This window comes from Pseudomonas sp. S09G 359, assembly GCF_002843605.1.
In the GTDB taxonomy this organism is placed as follows: domain Bacteria; phylum Pseudomonadota; class Gammaproteobacteria; order Pseudomonadales; family Pseudomonadaceae; genus Aquipseudomonas.
Genome location: NZ_CP025263.1, coordinates 534,202 through 550,593 on the forward strand (window position 1 = coordinate 534,202; position 16,392 = coordinate 550,593).

Annotated in this window: 11 protein-coding genes and 2 pseudogenes; 7 read left to right on the top strand and 6 right to left on the bottom strand. The window is 61.2% G+C overall.

Features of this window, described 5'->3' with window-relative positions:
* Window positions 1-55: 55 nt before the first annotated feature.
* Entirely contained in the window at window positions 56-928 is an 873-nt protein-coding gene (locus CXQ82_RS31800; protein WP_371917348.1) for a methyl-accepting chemotaxis protein, read from the bottom strand.
* A pseudogene (locus CXQ82_RS31805) lies at window positions 911-1,711 on the bottom strand (MCP four helix bundle domain-containing protein); the annotation flags it as partial. The gene CXQ82_RS31800 and the pseudogene CXQ82_RS31805, both read right to left, overlap by 18 nt.
* 247 nt (window positions 1,712-1,958) lie before the next feature.
* Between CXQ82_RS31805 and CXQ82_RS02330 the strand changes: the two are divergent.
* Window positions 1,959-2,189 carry a hypothetical protein gene (locus tag CXQ82_RS02330; protein ID WP_101265776.1) on the top strand — a complete coding sequence of 77 codons (231 nt, stop codon included), beginning with the start codon at window positions 1,959-1,961 and terminating at the stop codon, window positions 2,187-2,189.
* Entirely contained in the window at window positions 2,186-2,476 is a 291-nt protein-coding gene (locus CXQ82_RS02335; RefSeq protein WP_101265778.1) for a cell division protein ZapA, read from the top strand. Before CXQ82_RS02330 ends, CXQ82_RS02335 begins: the two co-directional genes overlap by 4 nt.
* Here the strand turns inward: CXQ82_RS02335 and CXQ82_RS02340 are convergent.
* The gene (locus CXQ82_RS02340; RefSeq protein ID WP_101265780.1) at window positions 2,473-4,275 is read right to left on the bottom strand and encodes an acyl-CoA dehydrogenase; all 1,803 of its coding nucleotides are present in this window, start codon (window positions 4,273-4,275) and stop codon (window positions 2,473-2,475) included. The two genes, CXQ82_RS02335 and CXQ82_RS02340, sit on opposite strands and share 4 nt — an antisense overlap.
* Before the next feature lie 151 nt (window positions 4,276-4,426).
* Window positions 4,427-8,380 (bottom strand): trifunctional transcriptional regulator/proline dehydrogenase/L-glutamate gamma-semialdehyde dehydrogenase, encoded by a 3,954-nt coding sequence (gene putA, locus CXQ82_RS02345; RefSeq protein WP_101265782.1) that lies wholly within the window; start codon window positions 8,378-8,380, stop codon window positions 4,427-4,429.
* Window positions 8,381-8,461: 81 nt separating this feature from the next.
* Here putA and CXQ82_RS31215 point away from each other — a divergent pair, with 81 nt between their 5' ends.
* The 4 genes from CXQ82_RS31215 (at window position 8,462) to CXQ82_RS02360 (ending at window position 13,273) form a co-directional block, all read left to right on the top strand.
* Entirely contained in the window at window positions 8,462-8,698 is a 237-nt protein-coding gene (locus tag CXQ82_RS31215) for a hypothetical protein (protein WP_177409880.1), read from the top strand.
* Window positions 8,699-8,840: 142 nt separating this feature from the next.
* A complete protein-coding gene (putP, locus tag CXQ82_RS02350) occupies window positions 8,841-10,325 on the top strand; it encodes a sodium/proline symporter PutP (protein ID WP_101265784.1) in 1,485 nt (494 codons plus the stop codon).
* Between the two features lie 204 nt (window positions 10,326-10,529).
* Entirely contained in the window at window positions 10,530-12,548 is a 2,019-nt protein-coding gene (locus CXQ82_RS02355; protein WP_101265786.1) for a type VI secretion system tip protein VgrG, read from the top strand.
* The gene (locus CXQ82_RS02360; RefSeq protein WP_101265788.1) at window positions 12,548-13,273 is read left to right on the top strand and encodes a DUF4123 domain-containing protein; all 726 of its coding nucleotides are present in this window, start codon (window positions 12,548-12,550) and stop codon (window positions 13,271-13,273) included. The genes CXQ82_RS02355 and CXQ82_RS02360 overlap by 1 nt, the downstream gene beginning before the upstream one ends.
* On the opposite strand, the pseudogene CXQ82_RS02365 reads toward CXQ82_RS02360, so the two are convergent.
* Window positions 13,259-14,536, bottom strand: a pseudogene (locus tag CXQ82_RS02365) (O-acetylhomoserine aminocarboxypropyltransferase/cysteine synthase family protein). The gene CXQ82_RS02360 and the pseudogene CXQ82_RS02365 sit on opposite strands and share 15 nt — an antisense overlap.
* 175 nt (window positions 14,537-14,711) lie before the next feature.
* Here CXQ82_RS02365 and CXQ82_RS02370 point away from each other — a divergent pair.
* Window positions 14,712-15,548 (top strand): 23S rRNA (adenine(2030)-N(6))-methyltransferase RlmJ, encoded by an 837-nt coding sequence (locus tag CXQ82_RS02370; RefSeq protein ID WP_101265790.1) that lies wholly within the window; start codon window positions 14,712-14,714, stop codon window positions 15,546-15,548.
* A gap of 135 nt (window positions 15,549-15,683) precedes the next feature.
* On the opposite strand, the gene msrA is transcribed toward CXQ82_RS02370, so the two are convergent.
* A complete protein-coding gene (gene msrA / locus CXQ82_RS02375; protein WP_101265792.1) occupies window positions 15,684-16,331 on the bottom strand; it encodes a peptide-methionine (S)-S-oxide reductase MsrA in 648 nt (215 codons plus the stop codon).
* Window positions 16,332-16,392: the final 61 nt, after the last annotated feature.

Sequence of the window (16,392 nt, forward strand, 5' to 3'; positions counted from 1 at the left end):
ACGGATACAAATGTGGGAGGGGGCTTGCTCCCACATTTTGGCCAAGTGGTGTCAGTTACAGACGAAAACGGCCGACCATCCCATTCAAATCCACCGCCAAGCGCGACAATTCACTGCTCGCCGCACTGGTCTGGCTGGCACCCGTCGCCGATTGCACTGAAAGATCACGAATGTTCACCAGGTTGCGGTCCACCTCCCGCGCCACTTGTGCCTGTTCTTCCGCCGCGCTGGCGATGACCAGGTTGCGCTCGTTGATCTCGACAATCGCGGTGTTGATGGTATCCAGCGACATCCCCGCGCCTTTGGCGATGTTCAGCGTCGATTCCGCGCGTTCGGTGCTGTTGCGCATCGAATCCACGGCGTGTTCGGTACCGGCCTGGATGCTGCCGATCATCCGCTCGATCTCGCTGGTGGACTGTTGGGTGCGATGGGCCAGGGCCCGCACTTCATCGGCGACCACCGCAAAGCCACGACCGGCCTCACCCGCACGGGCGGCTTCAATGGCGGCGTTCAGCGCCAGCAGGTTGGTCTGGTCGGCCAGGCCGCGAATCACGTCCAGCACCTTGCCGATATCGCGTGATTCGTTGGCCAGGTCGCCAATCAACGTGGCGGTGGCTTGCACATCGCCGCTCATGCGTTCGATGGCGCTGACGGTTTCCTGCACCAGGTCACGCCCGTCGCCCGCCGAGGTGGTGGCGTTGCGCGAGGCTTCGGAAGTGCTCACCGCATTGCGGGCGACTTCTTCGACGGCGCTGGTCATCTCGTTGACGGCGGTGGCGGCCTGTTCGATTTCGTTGTTCTGCTGGGTCAGGCCACGGGCGCTTTCATCGGTGACGGCGTTCAGTTCTTCAGCGGCGGAGGCCAACTGGGTGGCGGAGCCGGCGATGCGTTGCAGGGTGTCGCGCAGCTTTTCCTGCATCTTGGCCATGGCGGCCAGCAGGCGGCCGGCTTCGTCGTTGCCATCGACCTGGATCGGGCGCGTCAGGTTGCCTTCGGCGATTTTTTCGGCGGCATCCAGGGCCTGGGAAATCGGCAGGGTGATGCTGCGGGTCAGCAGCCAGGCGAACAACAGGGTCAGCGCGGTGGCGATCACCAGCAAGCCCACCACCAGATCAAAAGCCAGGTCGTACTGGTCTTTGGCCTGCTGGTTGGTGGCCAGGGCTGACTTGTTGTTGTAGTCCAGCAGGCGGTTCAGCACCGAGTTGACCTGCTCGGAGTTGCTCAGCAACTCGGTGTTGAGCAGCTTGCGCAACTCGTCGACCTGATTGGCCTGCGACAAGCTCTTCATGCGGTCTTCGATCTGATGGTACTGGGCGAGCAGGCGCACATATTCATCGTAGATTGAGCGCTCTTCACCGCTGTCGATCAGCTTTTCGTAGACCGCCTGGGCCGCGCGGATCTGCTGGTTGCGCAGCTCGAAGGATTCCAGGGTCTTTTGCTGGACCTCCGGCTCACGGTTGGTCAGCAAGCGATACGACAGCACTCGCAGGCGCAGGGTCAGTTGGGTGAAATCGTCGAGCGCGCGAATGCTCGGCACGCTGGACAGAGTGATGTCTTCGGTGGCGCCACGGATCTTGCTCATCTGGTTCAGGGCGAACACGCCGAGAAACAACATGAGGGCACCAATCAACGCGAAGCCGAGAAAGGCCCTCGGAGCAATATTCATATTACGAAGCGACATGCTGGAATCCTGGGGAGAAGCGCGATCCATGCGGGCGTAAGACGGGGTGTGCTTCTCTATCGGACGTACGACTAAAGTCTAAAGGGGCATGTGCGTTTTTGTCGCATCTGACGAGGGGTTTCGCGGTTTCAGGAACCAGATGGGGTAAATGCAGTCACTAAGGCTCGAAAGTGCGGCCCGGCCCTTAAAAAACGGGCTGCGCGCCGGGGATAACCCTGGCTTGCGAGGTGAATTTTCTTTATCTTCACCGCCCTTTGAAAAAACCCGAGAAATCAAAATGTTAGAAGCATCCCTCAGCCAGCTTGAACAGCTTGTCACTGACCTCGTACAACAGAACCAGGACCTGCTTGGCAGCAACGAATCCCTCAAGGCGGAACTGGCCCGCGCCAAGGATGAAAACGACAGCCTGCAATTGAACCTGATGGAGCAGGAAGAGAAGCACGGCGCTACCGCTGCGCGTATCCAGGCGCTGGTTGAGCGTGTGAGCGCAGGGCCTGTCAGCGCATGAATGAAGGGATAAAGGTCGTTTCGATTCTCGGAGAGGATTACTCGATCAAGGCACCGCCCGGGGAAGATAAAACCCTGATGCACGCCGTGACCATGCTCAAGGCGTCCCTGGCCACCACCAAGAAAAAGTACCCGACCCTGATCGGTGACAAATTACTGGTGCTGGCGGCGCTTAACCTGTGCGCCGAGCAAATCGAGCTGCAGCAGGCTCACCAGCAGGAACTCGACCGTTACCAAGAGCAAGTCAGCGCCACGGTCGAGGTGATTTCCAAGGCGATCCAGCCTTAGAACCACGCATCCTGCATCCCCAGGCAGGTGTCATCACGTGCCTCCAGGATCGTCAGTTCATGATGGCAGCTCGGTACTTCCCAGGTCAGGAAGTACCGGGCGGCCTGGAGCTTGCCTTTATAGAAGGCAACGTCCGCCGCATTACCCTTGGCCAACCCCTCTTCGGCGCGAATCGCCTGTTCCAGCCAGCGCCAGCCAATCACCGTATGCCCGAATACCTTCAGGTACAGCGCCGAGTTCGCCAGGCTGCTGTTGACTTTGCCGTGGGCGAGGTCTGTCAGCAGGCCAATGGTCACGCTTTGCAGGCGATTGACCAGTTGCTCCAAAGGTTCTCGTAATGCTGTGAGCGATGGGTACTCCTGCGCCCGCGCGCCGGTTTCGGCGATCAGGCGAACCAGCTGTTTCAAGCCCGCACCGCCATTCTGCGCCAGCTTGCGCCCCAGCAAATCCAGGGACTGGATGCCATGGGTGCCTTCGTGGATCGGGTTCAGGCGGTTGTCGCGGTAGTACTGCTCCACCGGGTATTCACGGGTGTAGCCGTGGCCGCCGAGAATCTGGATCGCCAGCTCGTTGGCCTTGAGGCAGAACTCCGATGGCCAGGATTTGACGATGGGGGTCAGCAGGTCCAGCAGTTCATGGGCCTGTTTACGTTCGGCCTCGGTTTCCAGGGTGGTGGTGTCGTCGAACAGCCGTGCGGCATACAGGCCCAGGTCGAAAGCGCCTTCTACATAGGCTTTCTGGGTCAGCAGCATGCGCTTGATATCGGCGTGCTGGATGATCGAAACCGGCGCGGTGCTCGGGTCTTTGCTGTCGGGCAGGCGACCCTGCGGGCGCTCGCGGGCGTATTCCAGCGAATACAGGTAGCCGGCGTAACCGAGCATGACCGCGCCCATGCCGACGCCGATGCGTGCCTCGTTCATCATCTGGAACATGCAACTCAGGCCCTGGTGCGGTTTGCCCACCAGATAGCCGACGCAGTTGCCGTTATCGCCGAAATTCAGCGCCGTCGAGGTGGTGCCGCGCCAGCCCATCTTGTGGAACAGCCCGGCCAGCAGCACATCGTTGCGCTCGCCCAGGCTGCCATCCTCGTTGACCAGGAACTTGGGCACGATAAACAGCGAAATGCCCTTAACCCCGGCAGGTGCGTCCGGCAGCTTGGCCAGCACCATATGGACGATATTTTCCGACAATGGATGATCACCGCCGGAGATAAAGATTTTATTGCCCTTGAGTCGATAGCTGCCGTCGGCCGCAGGCTCTGCGCGTGTACGAATATCCGACAGGGATGAGCCAGCATGGGGCTCGGTGAGGGCCATGGTGCCGAAGAAGCGTCCGTCGATCATCGGCTGCAGGAAGCGTTTTTTCTGCTCCTCGGTGCCGAAGCTTTCGATCAGGTTGGCGGCGCCCATGGTCAGGAACGGGTAGGACGTAGATGCCGCGTTGGCAGATTGGAAATGCGCGAAACAGGCCTGGGACAGCAGGGTAGGCAGTTGCATGCCACCGGCGTCGAAACTGCGCGCTGCGTTGAGAAAGCCGGCTTCGAGGAAGGCATCCACGGCCGGTTTCACGTCCGGAATCAGAATCGCCTTACCGTCTTCATAGCGCGGTTCGTTTTCATCGTTTTTACGGTTGTGGGGCGCGAAGAATTTTTCGGCGATGTTGCGCGCGGTGCTGATGGCCGCATCGAAGGTTTCGCGATTGTGCTCGGCAAACCGCTCGCGCTGGGTCAGGCCCTCGGCATCGAGGACTTCGTACAGCTCGAAAGCCAGATTGCGGGAACTGAGCAGCGTCTCGGACATGGCGGCTTACCTATGTGGGAATAGGCCTGAGTCTAAGTGCGCGAATGGAGGGTGGATAGCAAGATTGATCTGGGTGATGGAGGGGCAGAACGCAGGCAGTGAATTGAAATGAGGTCCAATGTGGGAGGGGGCAAGCCCCCTCCCACATTAATTACCCGATGGTCATCAGGCTGGCGTTACCGCCTGCCGCAGCGGTATTGACGCTCAGCGCGCGCTCGATCACCAAGCGCTCCAAGGCAATTGATGTCTCACCCTGCGACAAACCATGCACGCCAACAATCGCACCACCACGCTGTGCCACTTGCTGGCACACCGCGCGCAGTTGGTCGGAATCGCCGTGATGAATGACCGCGTCGAACACCACCTCATCCTTGGTCCAGTCGGCCACGCGCTTGATCTTCGCCTGAATGTCCTTCGGCAGGCGTGAGAACAAGGCCTTGGTCAGCTCGGTTTCCGGCCATACCGCCGAGCCGCCGACGGCCAAGACCGCCGCCAGTTGGGTCAGCAGATCGCCTTCCACCTCGGCCAGGCACAGCACGTGCTCGCGCGGCAGGATCGCGTAGCTGTTGCGCTCGCCGGTCGGGCCGGCGAGTTGGCGGGTGATACCGCTTTGCGATTGCGCGGCGAACTGGCTGCACAATGCGCTCAGCTCACTGAACTGGTGGCTGTCGGCCCAGGCTTTCAGGGCGGTCAGCGGTTGGCTCATGGCATCACGCAGGCGCACATCCGGTGCGGCCAACTTGTCGCCACGTACGAAGGATTGCTCAATCGCATCCGTAGGACGAGTCGACAGCAGGCGATACAGGTACAGCGGGCCACCGGCTTTCGGGCCAGTACCCGACAGGCCTTCGCCGCCGAATGGCTGCACGCCGACCACGGCACCCACGATGTTGCGGTTGACGTACACGTTACCGGCGTTGACGTTGTCGATCACCTTGGCGATGGTCTCGTCGATACGGGTATGCACGCCCAGGGTCAGGCCGTAGCCGGACGCATTGATCTGGCCGATCAACTGGTCGATCTCTTTGCGCTTGTAGCGCACCACGTGCAGTACTGGGCCAAAGATCTCGCGTTGCAGCTCGTCGAAGCTTTCCAGCTCGATCAGGGTTGGCATCACAAAGGTGCCGCGCTTGATCTCTTCGCCGTCGGCAATCGCCACCTGGTACACAGCGCGGCCTTTGTCACGCATGGCCTGGATGTGTTTCTCGATGCCGGCCTTGGCTTCGGCGTCGATCACCGGGCCGATATCCACCGACAGGCGTTCCGGGTTGCCCAGGCGGCATTCAGCCATGGCGCCCTTGAGCATTTCGATTACACGGTCTGCCGAATCTTCCTGCAGGCACAATACACGCAGGGCCGAGCAGCGTTGGCCGGCGCTGTCGAAGGCCGAGGACACCACGTCGATCACCACTTGTTCGGTGAGGGCCGAGGAATCCACGATCATTGCGTTCTGGCCACCGGTTTCGGCGATCAGAGGAATCGGGCGGCCCTGGGCGTCCAGGCGGCCGGCGACGTTGCGTTGCAGCAGGCGCGCCACTTCGGTGGAGCCGGTGAACATCACGCCCTTGACGCGATCATCACCCACCAGGCGCGCACCGACGCTTTCGCCTTGGCCCGGCAGCAGTTGCAGCACGCCTTCCGGGATGCCCGCTTCGAGCAAGATGCGCACGGCCTGGGCGGCCACCAGCGGGGTCTGTTCCGCAGGTTTGGCCAGAACCGGGTTACCTGCGGCCAGTGCGGCGGCGACTTGACCGCTGAAAATCGCCAGGGGGAAGTTCCACGGGCTGATACACACCACCGGGCCCAGCGGGCGGTGGGCGTCGTTGGTGAAGTCGTTGCGCGCCTGCACCGCGTAGTAACGCAGGAAGTCCACGGCTTCACGCACTTCGGCGATGGCGTTGGCGAAGGTCTTGCCGGCTTCGCGGGCCAGCAGGCCCATCAGCGGCTGGATCTCGCTTTCCATCAGGTCGGCGGCGCGCTCCAGGATCGCGGCGCGCTCGGCGGGCGGGGTGGCTTGCCAGATCGGGCCGGCATTGATGGCGCACTGGATCGCGTTGTCGACGTCTTCGACGGTGGCTTCCTGTACATGGCCGACCACATCACGCAGGTCGGACGGGTTCAGCACCGGTGCGGCAGCTTCATTGCTGGAAGCGCAACCGAGCATCGGCGCGGCTTTCCAATGGTTATGCGCGGTGGCCAGCAAGGCGCAGGACAACGAGGCCAAGCGGTGTTCGTTGGCCAGGTCGATACCCGCCGAGTTGGCGCGGTCGCTGCCATACAGGTCACGCGGCAGTGGAATACGCGGGTGCGGCAGGCCGAAGCCGCCTTCCAGCGTCGCCATCTGCTCGATGCTGGCTACTGGGTCGGCCACCAGCTCCTGGATGGAAATGGACTGGTCGGCAATACGGTTGACGAACGAGGTGTTCGCGCCGTTTTCCAGCAGGCGACGCACCAGGTAGGCCAGCAGTGTTTCGTGGGTACCAACCGGGGCGTACACGCGGCACGGACGGTTCAGCTTGCCTTCGGAGACCTTGCCTACAACCTGCTCGTACAGCGGTTCACCCATGCCGTGCAGGCATTGGAACTCGTACTGGCCGGGGTAATAGTTCTGACCGGCGATATGGTAAATGGCCGACAGGGTATGGGCGTTGTGCGTGGCGAACTGCGGGTAGATGACTTCCGGCACCGACAGCAGTTTGCGTGCGCAGGCGATGTAGGAAACGTCGGTGTACACCTTGCGGGTGTACACCGGGTAGCCTTCCAGGCCTTCGACCTGGGCGCGCTTGATTTCGCTGTCCCAGTACGCGCCTTTTACCAGGCGGATCATCAGGCGATGGCGGCTGCGGCGCGCCAGGTCGATTACGTAGTCGATCACGTATGGGCAACGTTTCTGGTAGGCCTGGATCACGAAGCCGATGCCGTTCCAGCCGGTCAATTGCGGCTCGAAGCACAGGCGTTCCAGCAGGTCCAGGGACAGTTCCAGGCGGTCGGCTTCTTCGGCGTCGATGTTCAAGCCGATATCGTATTGCTTGGCCAGCAAGGTCAGGGACAGCAGGCGCGGGTACAACTCGTCCATCACGCGTTCGTACTGGGCGCGGCTGTAGCGCGGGTGCAGTGCCGACAGCTTGATGGAGATGCCCGGACCTTCGTAAATCCCACGGCCGTGAGAGGCTTTGCCGATGGAGTGAATGGCTTGTTCGTACGAGGCCAGGTACTTCTGCGCGTCGTGTTCGGTGAGCGCGGCTTCACCGAGCATGTCGTAGGAATAGCGGAAGCCCTTGGCTTCGAACTTGCTCGCGTTGGCCAGGGCTTCAGCGATGGTTTCGCCGGTGACGAACTGCTCGCCCATCAGGCGCATGGCCATGTCGACGCCCTTGCGGATCATCGGCTCGCCGCTCTTGCCGATGATGCGGCTCAGGGACGAGGTCAAACCCGCTTCATTATGGGTGGCGACCAGCTTGCCGGTCAGCAGCAGGCCCCAGGTGGCGGCGTTGACGAACAGCGACGGGCTGTTGCCCAGGTGCGGCTGCCAGTTGCCGGTGCTGATCTTGTCGCGGATCAGTGCGTCGCGGGTGCCCTTGTCCGGGATGCGCAGCAGCGCCTCGGCCAGGCACATCAGGGCTACACCTTCCTGGGATGACAGGGAAAATTCCTGCAACAGGCCCTGAACAATCCCGGCACGGCCGCCGGCGCTCTTCTGATTGCGCAATTTTTCCGCAATAGAAGCGGCCAGCTTGTTGGTGGCTTCGGCCATTTGTACCGGCAGGCGGGCCTGCTCGATCAGCATCGGCACCACTTCCGGCTCCGGGCGGCGGTAAGCGGCGGTGATCGAGGCGCGCAATACGGATTGCGGCAGGATGCTCTCGGCGAATTCGAGGAAGCACTGGTGGGCGTGGTCGGTCTGGACCTCGCCTGCGTCTTCGGCGTCCTTGCTGCTCAAGCCATTGAGCTCGGTCAGGGTTGCACCACCCTCGAGTTTCTCCAGGTAATTGAAAATCGCCTGCTTGATCAGCCAGTGCGGCGTGCGATCAATGGAGGTCGCGGCTGCCTTTAGGCGCTCGCGGGTCGGGTCGTCGAGTTTGACCCCAAGGGTGGTCGTAGCCATTTTCTTATCCTCATGGGTGCCACTACCGAGTGGCATTAGCTGGCGGCAAGATTAGCTTTGCGTGATAAGAGGTGCAACCGGGTGCAACCCTTTTTATTCAGGAATTTTTTGAAGGTGATCGAGAAAAAATCACACCCTCAGCCGAAACCGCTTCGACGTGGTGCATTTTCTTCTGAGATCGGCTGTTCTTGCTCCGAAAAGGAGCAAAAAACCGGTGTTTTGCTTAAAACATACTTAGGTGCAACTTATTCTCAAGAAACTGGTTGCACCTTATTTGCTTTGTTGAATAGCATTCGCGCCCAAGGTGCAACCACTTAAACAGTTGGTTCATCGGCTGACGGCTTTCCTGGGGAAACGTCAGTCATAAATGCGCGGCACGCAGTTACGTTTACTCACTTATCAGTGGGTGGCCGTCTGACAGACCGCTGCTACATAAAAACAAAGCCAGGGCGTCACTCTTATGAGCGTTAGTAATCCAACCCTGATCACGTTTGTGATCTACATCGCAGCAATGGTGCTGATCGGCTTCATGGCCTATCGCTCCACCAACAACCTTTCCGATTACATCCTCGGCGGTCGCAGCCTCGGTAGCGTGGTCACGGCCTTGTCGGCCGGTGCTTCGGATATGAGCGGCTGGTTGTTGATGGGCTTGCCGGGCGCGATCTACATGTCCGGCCTGTCGGAAAGCTGGATCGCCATCGGCCTGATCGTCGGTGCCTACCTCAACTGGCTGTTCGTGGCCGGTCGCCTGCGGGTACAAACCGAACACAACGGCGACGCCCTGACCCTGCCGGACTACTTCTCCAGCCGTTTCGAAGATAAAAGTGGCCTGCTGCGGATCATCTCTGCGGTGGTGATCCTGGTGTTCTTCACCATCTATTGTGCTTCCGGCATCGTAGCCGGTGCCCGTTTGTTCGAAAGCACCTTCGGCATGTCCTACGAGACCGCACTGTGGGCCGGTGCTGCGGCGACGATTGCCTACACCTTTGTGGGTGGTTTCCTGGCAGTTAGCTGGACAGATACCGTGCAAGCCACGCTGATGATCTTCGCGTTGATCCTCACGCCGATCATCGTGCTGCTGGCGACCGGTGGCGTCGACACCACCTTCCTGGCGATCGAAGCCAAGAACCCTGACAACTTCAACATGCTGAAAAACACCACCTTCATCGGCATCATTTCGCTGATGGGCTGGGGCCTGGGCTACTTCGGCCAGCCACACATCCTTGCGCGCTTCATGGCGGCGGATTCGGTGAAGTCGATCGCCAACGCGCGTCGCATCTCCATGACCTGGATGATCCTGTGCCTGGGCGGCACCGTGGCGGTGGGCTTCTTCGGTATCGCCTACTTCTCGGCGCACCCTGAAGTCGCCGGCCCGGTGAACGAGAACCACGAGCGTGTGTTCATTGAACTGGCCAAGTTGCTGTTCAACCCATGGATTGCGGGTGTGTTGCTGTCGGCCATTCTGGCTGCGGTGATGAGCACCCTGAGCTGCCAACTGCTGGTGTGCTCCAGCGCCCTGACCGAAGACTTCTACAAGACCTTCCTGCGCAAGAACGCCTCCCAGGTTGAGTTGGTATGGGTTGGCCGACTGATGGTGCTGCTGGTTGCCCTGATCGCCATCGCCATGGCCGCCAACCCTGAGAACCGCGTGCTCGGTCTGGTCAGCTACGCCTGGGCCGGTTTCGGTGCTGCGTTTGGCCCGGTGGTGCTGATCTCGGTGATCTGGAAGGGCATGACCCGCAACGGCGCGCTGGCCGGTATCCTGGTGGGCGCGATCACCGTGATCGTGTGGAAGCACTTCGAATTGCTGGGTCTGTACGAAATCATCCCAGGCTTCATCTTCGCCAGCCTGGCGATCTACTTCGTGAGCAAGATGGGCGCACCGACCGCCGGTATGGTCGAGCGTTTTGATGCAGCGGAAAAAGACTACAACCTCAACAAGTAATTCGTCGGGCGTTCGGCGCCCGCTGAGTTGAAAGAAGGCCCGCGTCCTACGGATAGCGGGCCTTTTTTTGCGTGCGATTTGAGACGTCTCTGGGAAAGTTCTGACGTCCGGATGTAGGGTTTTACTGATTTATTCGGGACGTGCTCTGCACCCGGATGCAGTGGTGCAGAATCGGCGACCTATCCCATTGCAGAGAAACACCGGATGTTCGCTCCTGCCAACCAAAGTGTTTTTACCCTGACCCTGGACGGGGTTGCCAGCGACCTCAAGGTCTACAGCTTCAGTGGTGAGGAGGCGCTCAGCCAACCCTACTGCTTTAACCTTGAGCTGGTCTGCGAGCAGCCTGACCTGGACTTGGAGGGCATGCTGCATCGCCAGGCATACCTGAGTTTCGATGATCAGGGCCACGGTGTGCACGGCCTGGTTTACCGAGTAGCGCAGGGTGATTCGGGGCGGCGCCTCACGCGCTATCGGCTCAGCCTGATGCCGCAGCTGGCCTATCTGGCGCACAGCAGCCATCAGCGTATTTTCCAGCACAAGAGCGTGCCGCAGATTGTCGCGCTGGTGCTGGCGGAGCAGGGCATCCAGGCCGACCAATTTGAATTTCGCCTGAGCGGTACTTACCCCGAGCGCGAATATTGCGTGCAGTTCGGTGAAACCGACCTGGCGTTCATCCAGCGCCTGTGTGGCGAGTGGGGCGTTCACTATCATTTCCAGCATTCACCCGAAGGGCATCTGCTGGTGTTTGGCGATGACCAGACCGTATTCGCCCAGGCCGCGCAACCCACCCCTTACATGCCCGGCTCCGGGATGGTCGCGGATACTCCGGCGATCAAGCGCTTTGCCGTGCAATTGGCCACCTGTACCACGGCGGTAAGCCTGCGCGACTACGATTTTCGCAAGCCGCGCCTGGTGCTGGAAAGCACGGCCACCCGTGAACAGCTTCCCACGCTCGAGCAGCAGGGCTATCCCGGCCAATTCAGCGACCGCGCCGATGGCAAATACCTCGCGCAGCGCGGGTTGGAGCGCCATCGTAGCGACTATCGGCTCGCCCATGGCGAGGGCGATGACCCTGCACTGGTCAGTGGTGCTTTTCTGAAGCTGTCAGGGCACCCCCGCGAGGGCTGGAATGACTTGTGGCTGGTGCGGCAAGTGACCCACGAAGGCAAGCAGCCCCAAGTGCTTGAGGAGGCGGTAACCGAGGTTTGCGGCGCTGATTTTCGCCAGGGCTACCGCAACGAATTTGTCGCCGCCCCTTGGGATGTGATTTTTCGTCCGCCTTTGCCTGAGCAAGCGCGCCCGGCTATCTCGGGTTACCAGAATGCCGTGGTCACCGGGCCTGCCGACAGTGAGATCCACTGCGACGAGTACGGCCGGGTCAAGGTGCAACTGGCCTGGGACCGTGCCGGGGAACACAACGATCATTCCAGTTGCTGGCTGCGGGTTGCCAGCAGTTGGGCCCATGACCGTTATGGCTCGGTGCTGATCCCCAGGGTCGGCATGGAAGTGCTGGTGGGCTTCGTCAATGGTGACCTGGATATGCCGCTGGTGATGGGCTGCCTGCCCAACGCAGCGACGCCGGTACCCCTCGACCTGCCGGCGGACAAGACCCGCAGCCTCTTCCGCAGCCAGAGCAGCCCCGGTGGGGGCGGCTATAACGAACTGCGTATCGAAGACCGCAAGGGCGCCGAGGAAATCTATCTGCGTGCCCAGCGCGACTGGACCCAACACGTGTTGCATGACCAGCAGGTGCAGGTCGACAACAGGCGCCGCGTGAGGGTGGGTGGTGAGTCGCACCATGAACTGCAGGGCGAAGAGCAGCGCATCACCCATGGCAACCGCCTGACCGAGCTCAAGCAGGATGATCACCTGGTGGTCGGCGGCTCGCAGCAGATGAAGGCGGGGCGAACCATTCAGATTGGCGCAGGGCAGAGCATCGTTATCGACGCGGGCGCCAGCGTTACGATCCAGGCAGGAGGGCAGTCGATCACGCTGTCGGCGGGCGGCATATTCAGTAGTGTGCCGATCCAGCTCGGCGGTGGGCCCGGGCCTGCGCCGGTACCGTTAATCCCAGGTGTTAAGGAGAAGCTGTTGGCGTTGATTCCCGCGCCGCTGAGCCGTGTTCAGGTGGCCAGCCTGAAACGCAGCGCGCCTTTTTGTGAGGAGTGCGAGCGCTGCAAGAATGGCCAGTGCAATATTCCCGTTCACCGGAGTTTGCCTTGATGTCTGCGCATGTAGCTCCCGGCACCTGGCTGAGCCAGAACCCTCTGCTTGCCGGTGAGCAACTGTTCGCGGTGCTGGGCAGTGCCAGCGATGCCAAACCTTTCGCGGCGTGGCAAGCCATGGCGGCCGGGAAGCCGTCGCAACCTATCTGGGCCGCGACAGCCTACGCCGATTGGGATGAGGTTATGCCTTACGTCGCAGTCGTCGGTCCGGACAGTGCTTTCCTGGACTGGATAGCGACTGCCGAATCGACGGATTGGGGCTGGCTGGCAGTCTCTTCCAGCCCACTGGAAAGCGTGGTTGCGCACCTGCAAGGCCTGACCAAGGTGCACCTGCCAGGCGGACAGGAAGTCTTTTTGCGTTTCTGGGATGGCACCCAGTTTCTACCGATATTGCAGGGGCTCGGCGACGAGGCGGGAAAGGTGTTGCCGGTGTTCCAGCGTTACCTGATCAACGGCCAGGCACTCGCGGTTACGCCGGGGCCGGTAACCGAGGCCAAAGCCAGCCCTTGGTGGCGAGTGCCCGCGCCGTTACTCAAGCACCTGGCAGAGCAATCGCAGCAGCCCCTGATCGACAACCTGCTGCAATGGCTCGAAGAGCAGCGGCCCGACCTGAACACGGCCTTTACCTCGGCGACCTTGCGGCACAAGGTCGCCTACTTCGCGCGCGGTACGGATATCAGCTATGAAGCACTGGTCGACTCGCTGGCGTCAGGCTCGGGTTGAACTCAGCGCCTGTTGCAAATCTTCGATCAGGTCTTCAATCGCCTCGATGCCCACCGACAGGCGGATCATCTCCGGCTTCACGCCGGCCTTGGCTTGTTCCTGCTCGTTCATCTGCCGATGGGTGGTGGAGGCTGGGTGGCAGGCCAGGGATTTTGCGTCGCCGATGTTGACCAGGCGCTTGAAGATTTGCAGCGCATCGTAGAAGCGTACACCGGCATCGAAGCCGCCCTTCAAGCCGAAGGACAGGATCGCCGAAGGTTTGCCCTGCATGTATTTTTGCGCCGGTGCGTGGTGCGGGTGGTCCGGCAGGCCGGCGTAGCTGACCCATTCCACCTCGGCATGGCCTTGCAGGAACTGCGCAATTTTCAGTGCGTTTTCGGTGTGGCGCTCCATGCGCAGGGCCAGGGTTTCGAGGCCTTGCAGCAGCAGGAAGGCGTTCATGGGCGCCAGGGCTGCGCCGGTATTGCGCAGCGGCACGGTGCGGGCGCGGGCGATAAACGCGGCGGGGCCGAATTTTTCGGTGTAGACCACGCCGTGATAGGCCGGCTCGGGCCTGTTGAGGCCGGGGAATTTTTCCGGGTAGTTCGCCCAGGGGAAGGTGCCGCTGTCGACGATCACGCCGCCGAGGGAGTTGCCGTGGCCACCGACATATTTGGTCACCGAGTGCACCACGATGTCGGCGCCGAACTGGATCGGCTTGCACAGGATCGGCGTGGCCACGGTGTTGTCCACTACCAGCGGCACGCCACGGGCGTGGGCTACGTTGGCCAGGGCTTCGAGGTCGATGATATTGCCGGCCGGGTTGCCGATGCTCTCGCAGTACACCAGCTTGGTGTTGTCATCGATCAGCTCGGCGATGGCCTCGGCGGAGTCGTCGCGGGCGAAGCGCACATCCACGCCAAAGCTCGGCAACAGGTGGGCGAACAGGGTGTAGGTGCCGCCGTAGAGCTGCGGCGTGGTGACGATATTGTCGCCGGCGCGGGTCAGGGTCTGGATTGCATAGTGGATCGCGGCGCTGCCGGCCGAGACTGCCAGGGCCGCAATGCCGCCTTCCAGCGCTGCGATGCGTTGCTCCAGCACATCGTTGGTGGGGTTCATGATCCGCGTGTAGATGTTGCCGGGCACGTCCAGGTTGAACAGGTCGGCACCGTGCTGGGCGTTATCGAATTCGAAGGCGACATTCTGCTAGATCGGCACCGCGACGGCCTTGGTGGTCGGGTCGGACTTGAAGCCGTGGTGCAGGGCGATGGTGGCGTCTTTCATGATGGTGGTTGTCCTCCTTGGATGGGCTGCCCGCCACAATAAATCTGCGCCTGCCCGTCCATTTAGATTTTTTTCGCCCCGCCTCCTGTGTTTGCGGCATAAGCACCGCCCGGCATGCGGCCCTGCACCTTTGCGCCGGTAAAAGGTAAACTTCGCCCCCTGCGCAGGAGCAACCATGAATTATCGTCACGCCTTTCACGCCGGCAACCACGCCGATGTCTTCAAACACCTGACCTTGACCCGCCTCATCGCCCTGATGTCGCGCAAGGAGCAGCCGTTCGCCTATCTCGACACCCACGCGGGCATCGGGCTGTACGACCTGCAAGGCGACCAGGCCAACCGCACCGGTGAATACCTGGAAGGCATCGCGCGCTTGTGGGGCAAAAGCGACCTGCCGCCGCTGACCGCCGACTACATGCGCGTGCTGCACGAGATGAACCCGGATGGCCAGTTGCGTTATTACCCGGGGTCGCCGGAGTTGGCGCGCCGCCTCACGCGGCCTCAGGACCGCGTGTTGCTGAATGAAAAGCACCCGGAAGACGGCGTGCTGCTCAAGGACAACATGAAGGGTGATCGTCGGGTCAAAGTGCATCTGGGCGAAGGCTGGCACGTACCCCGGGCGTTGCTGCCGGTACCGGAAAAGCGCGCGCTGATGCTGATCGACCCGCCGTTCGAGAAGCTCGATGAGATGCAGCGTTGCGCCGCTTCCCTCAAGGAAGCTGTAAGCCGTATGCGCCAGACTGTCGCGGCTATCTGGTACCCGGTGAAGGACCAGCGCATGTTGCGCCGCTTCTACCAGGACCTGGCCGGTACTGGCGCGCCGAAATTGCTGCGGGTGGAACTGTTGGTGCATCCGCTGGACACGCCCAACACCCTGACCGGCTCGGGCCTGGCCATCGCCAACCCGCCGTGGGGCTTGGAGGAGGAACTGCGTGAGTTGCTGCCGTGGCTGTCCAAGCAGCTGGGCCAGACCCAGGGCGGGTGGCAGATGGATTGGCTGATTGCCGAGTAATTAACTCCCAAGCCAGATACATAACAAATGTGGGAGGGGGCTTGCCCCCGATAGCTTAGTGTCAGTCAGCACATCTGTAGCTGACCCACCGCTATCGGGGGCAAGCCCCCTCCCACATTTGAATTGTGCTGGAGCTTAGATCGGGCAAGTCACGCCCGTGCCGCCGATCCCGCAATAGCCCTGGGGATTCTTCGCCAGGTACTGTTGGTGATACGTCTCGGCGAAGTACACCGTCGGCGCCTCATCGATCTCGGTGGTAATCACACCCAAACCTGCTTTGGTTAACTCACCCTGATAAGCCTCTGCACTGGCCTGCGCCGCCGCCAATTGCTCAGGGGTGGTCGCGTAGATCACCGAGCGGTACTGGCTGCCGATGTCGTTGCCCTGGCGCATGCCCTGGGTCGGGTTGTGCAGTTCCCAGAACATTTTCAGCAGGTCTTCGTATTTGACCTTGGCCTGGTCGTACACCACCAGCACCACTTCGCTATGGCCGGTGAGGCCCGAGCAGACTTCTTCGTAGGTCGGGTTCGGCGTGTAGCCACCGGCGTAGCCGACCACGGTGCTGACCACGCCGTCGCGCTGCCAGAATTTACGCTCGGCGCCCCAGAAGCAGCCCAGGCCGAAGATCGCAAAGCCAACATCGTCGAGGAACGGGCCCAGCAGCGGGTTGCCGTTGACGAAGTGGGTTTCCGGCAGGTTCATCGGGGTTTCACGGCCAGGCAAAGCTTGTTCTGCAGTAGGAAGCACGTTTTTGTTCACCAGAATTTCCGAGCGCAAGACCATGATCAGTCCTCTCGTCAGGTTGAGTTAGCGGTAAAGATTCAGACAGCCAGTGTGCCCGAGT

Bases quoted from the DNA above. Each gene is read 5' to 3' on its own strand.
- CXQ82_RS31800 (WP_371917348.1), bottom strand. From the start codon at position 928: ATGGCCAAGATGCAGGAAAAGCTGCGCGACACCCTGCAACGCATCGCC.
- CXQ82_RS02330 (WP_101265776.1), top strand. From the start codon at position 1,959: ATGTTAGAAGCATCCCTCAGCCAGCTTGAACAGCTTGTCACTGACCTC.
- CXQ82_RS02335 (WP_101265778.1), top strand. From the start codon at position 2,186: ATGAATGAAGGGATAAAGGTCGTTTCGATTCTCGGAGAGGATTACTCG.
- CXQ82_RS02340 (WP_101265780.1), bottom strand. From the start codon at position 4,275: ATGTCCGAGACGCTGCTCAGTTCCCGCAATCTGGCTTTCGAGCTGTAC.
- putA (WP_101265782.1), bottom strand. From the start codon at position 8,380: ATGGCTACGACCACCCTTGGGGTCAAACTCGACGACCCGACCCGCGAG.
- putP (WP_101265784.1), top strand. From the start codon at position 8,841: ATGAGCGTTAGTAATCCAACCCTGATCACGTTTGTGATCTACATCGCA.
- CXQ82_RS02355 (WP_101265786.1), top strand. From the start codon at position 10,530: ATGTTCGCTCCTGCCAACCAAAGTGTTTTTACCCTGACCCTGGACGGG.
- CXQ82_RS02360 (WP_101265788.1), top strand. From the start codon at position 12,548: ATGTCTGCGCATGTAGCTCCCGGCACCTGGCTGAGCCAGAACCCTCTG.
- CXQ82_RS02370 (WP_101265790.1), top strand. From the start codon at position 14,712: ATGAATTATCGTCACGCCTTTCACGCCGGCAACCACGCCGATGTCTTC.
- msrA (WP_101265792.1), bottom strand. From the start codon at position 16,331: ATGGTCTTGCGCTCGGAAATTCTGGTGAACAAAAACGTGCTTCCTACT.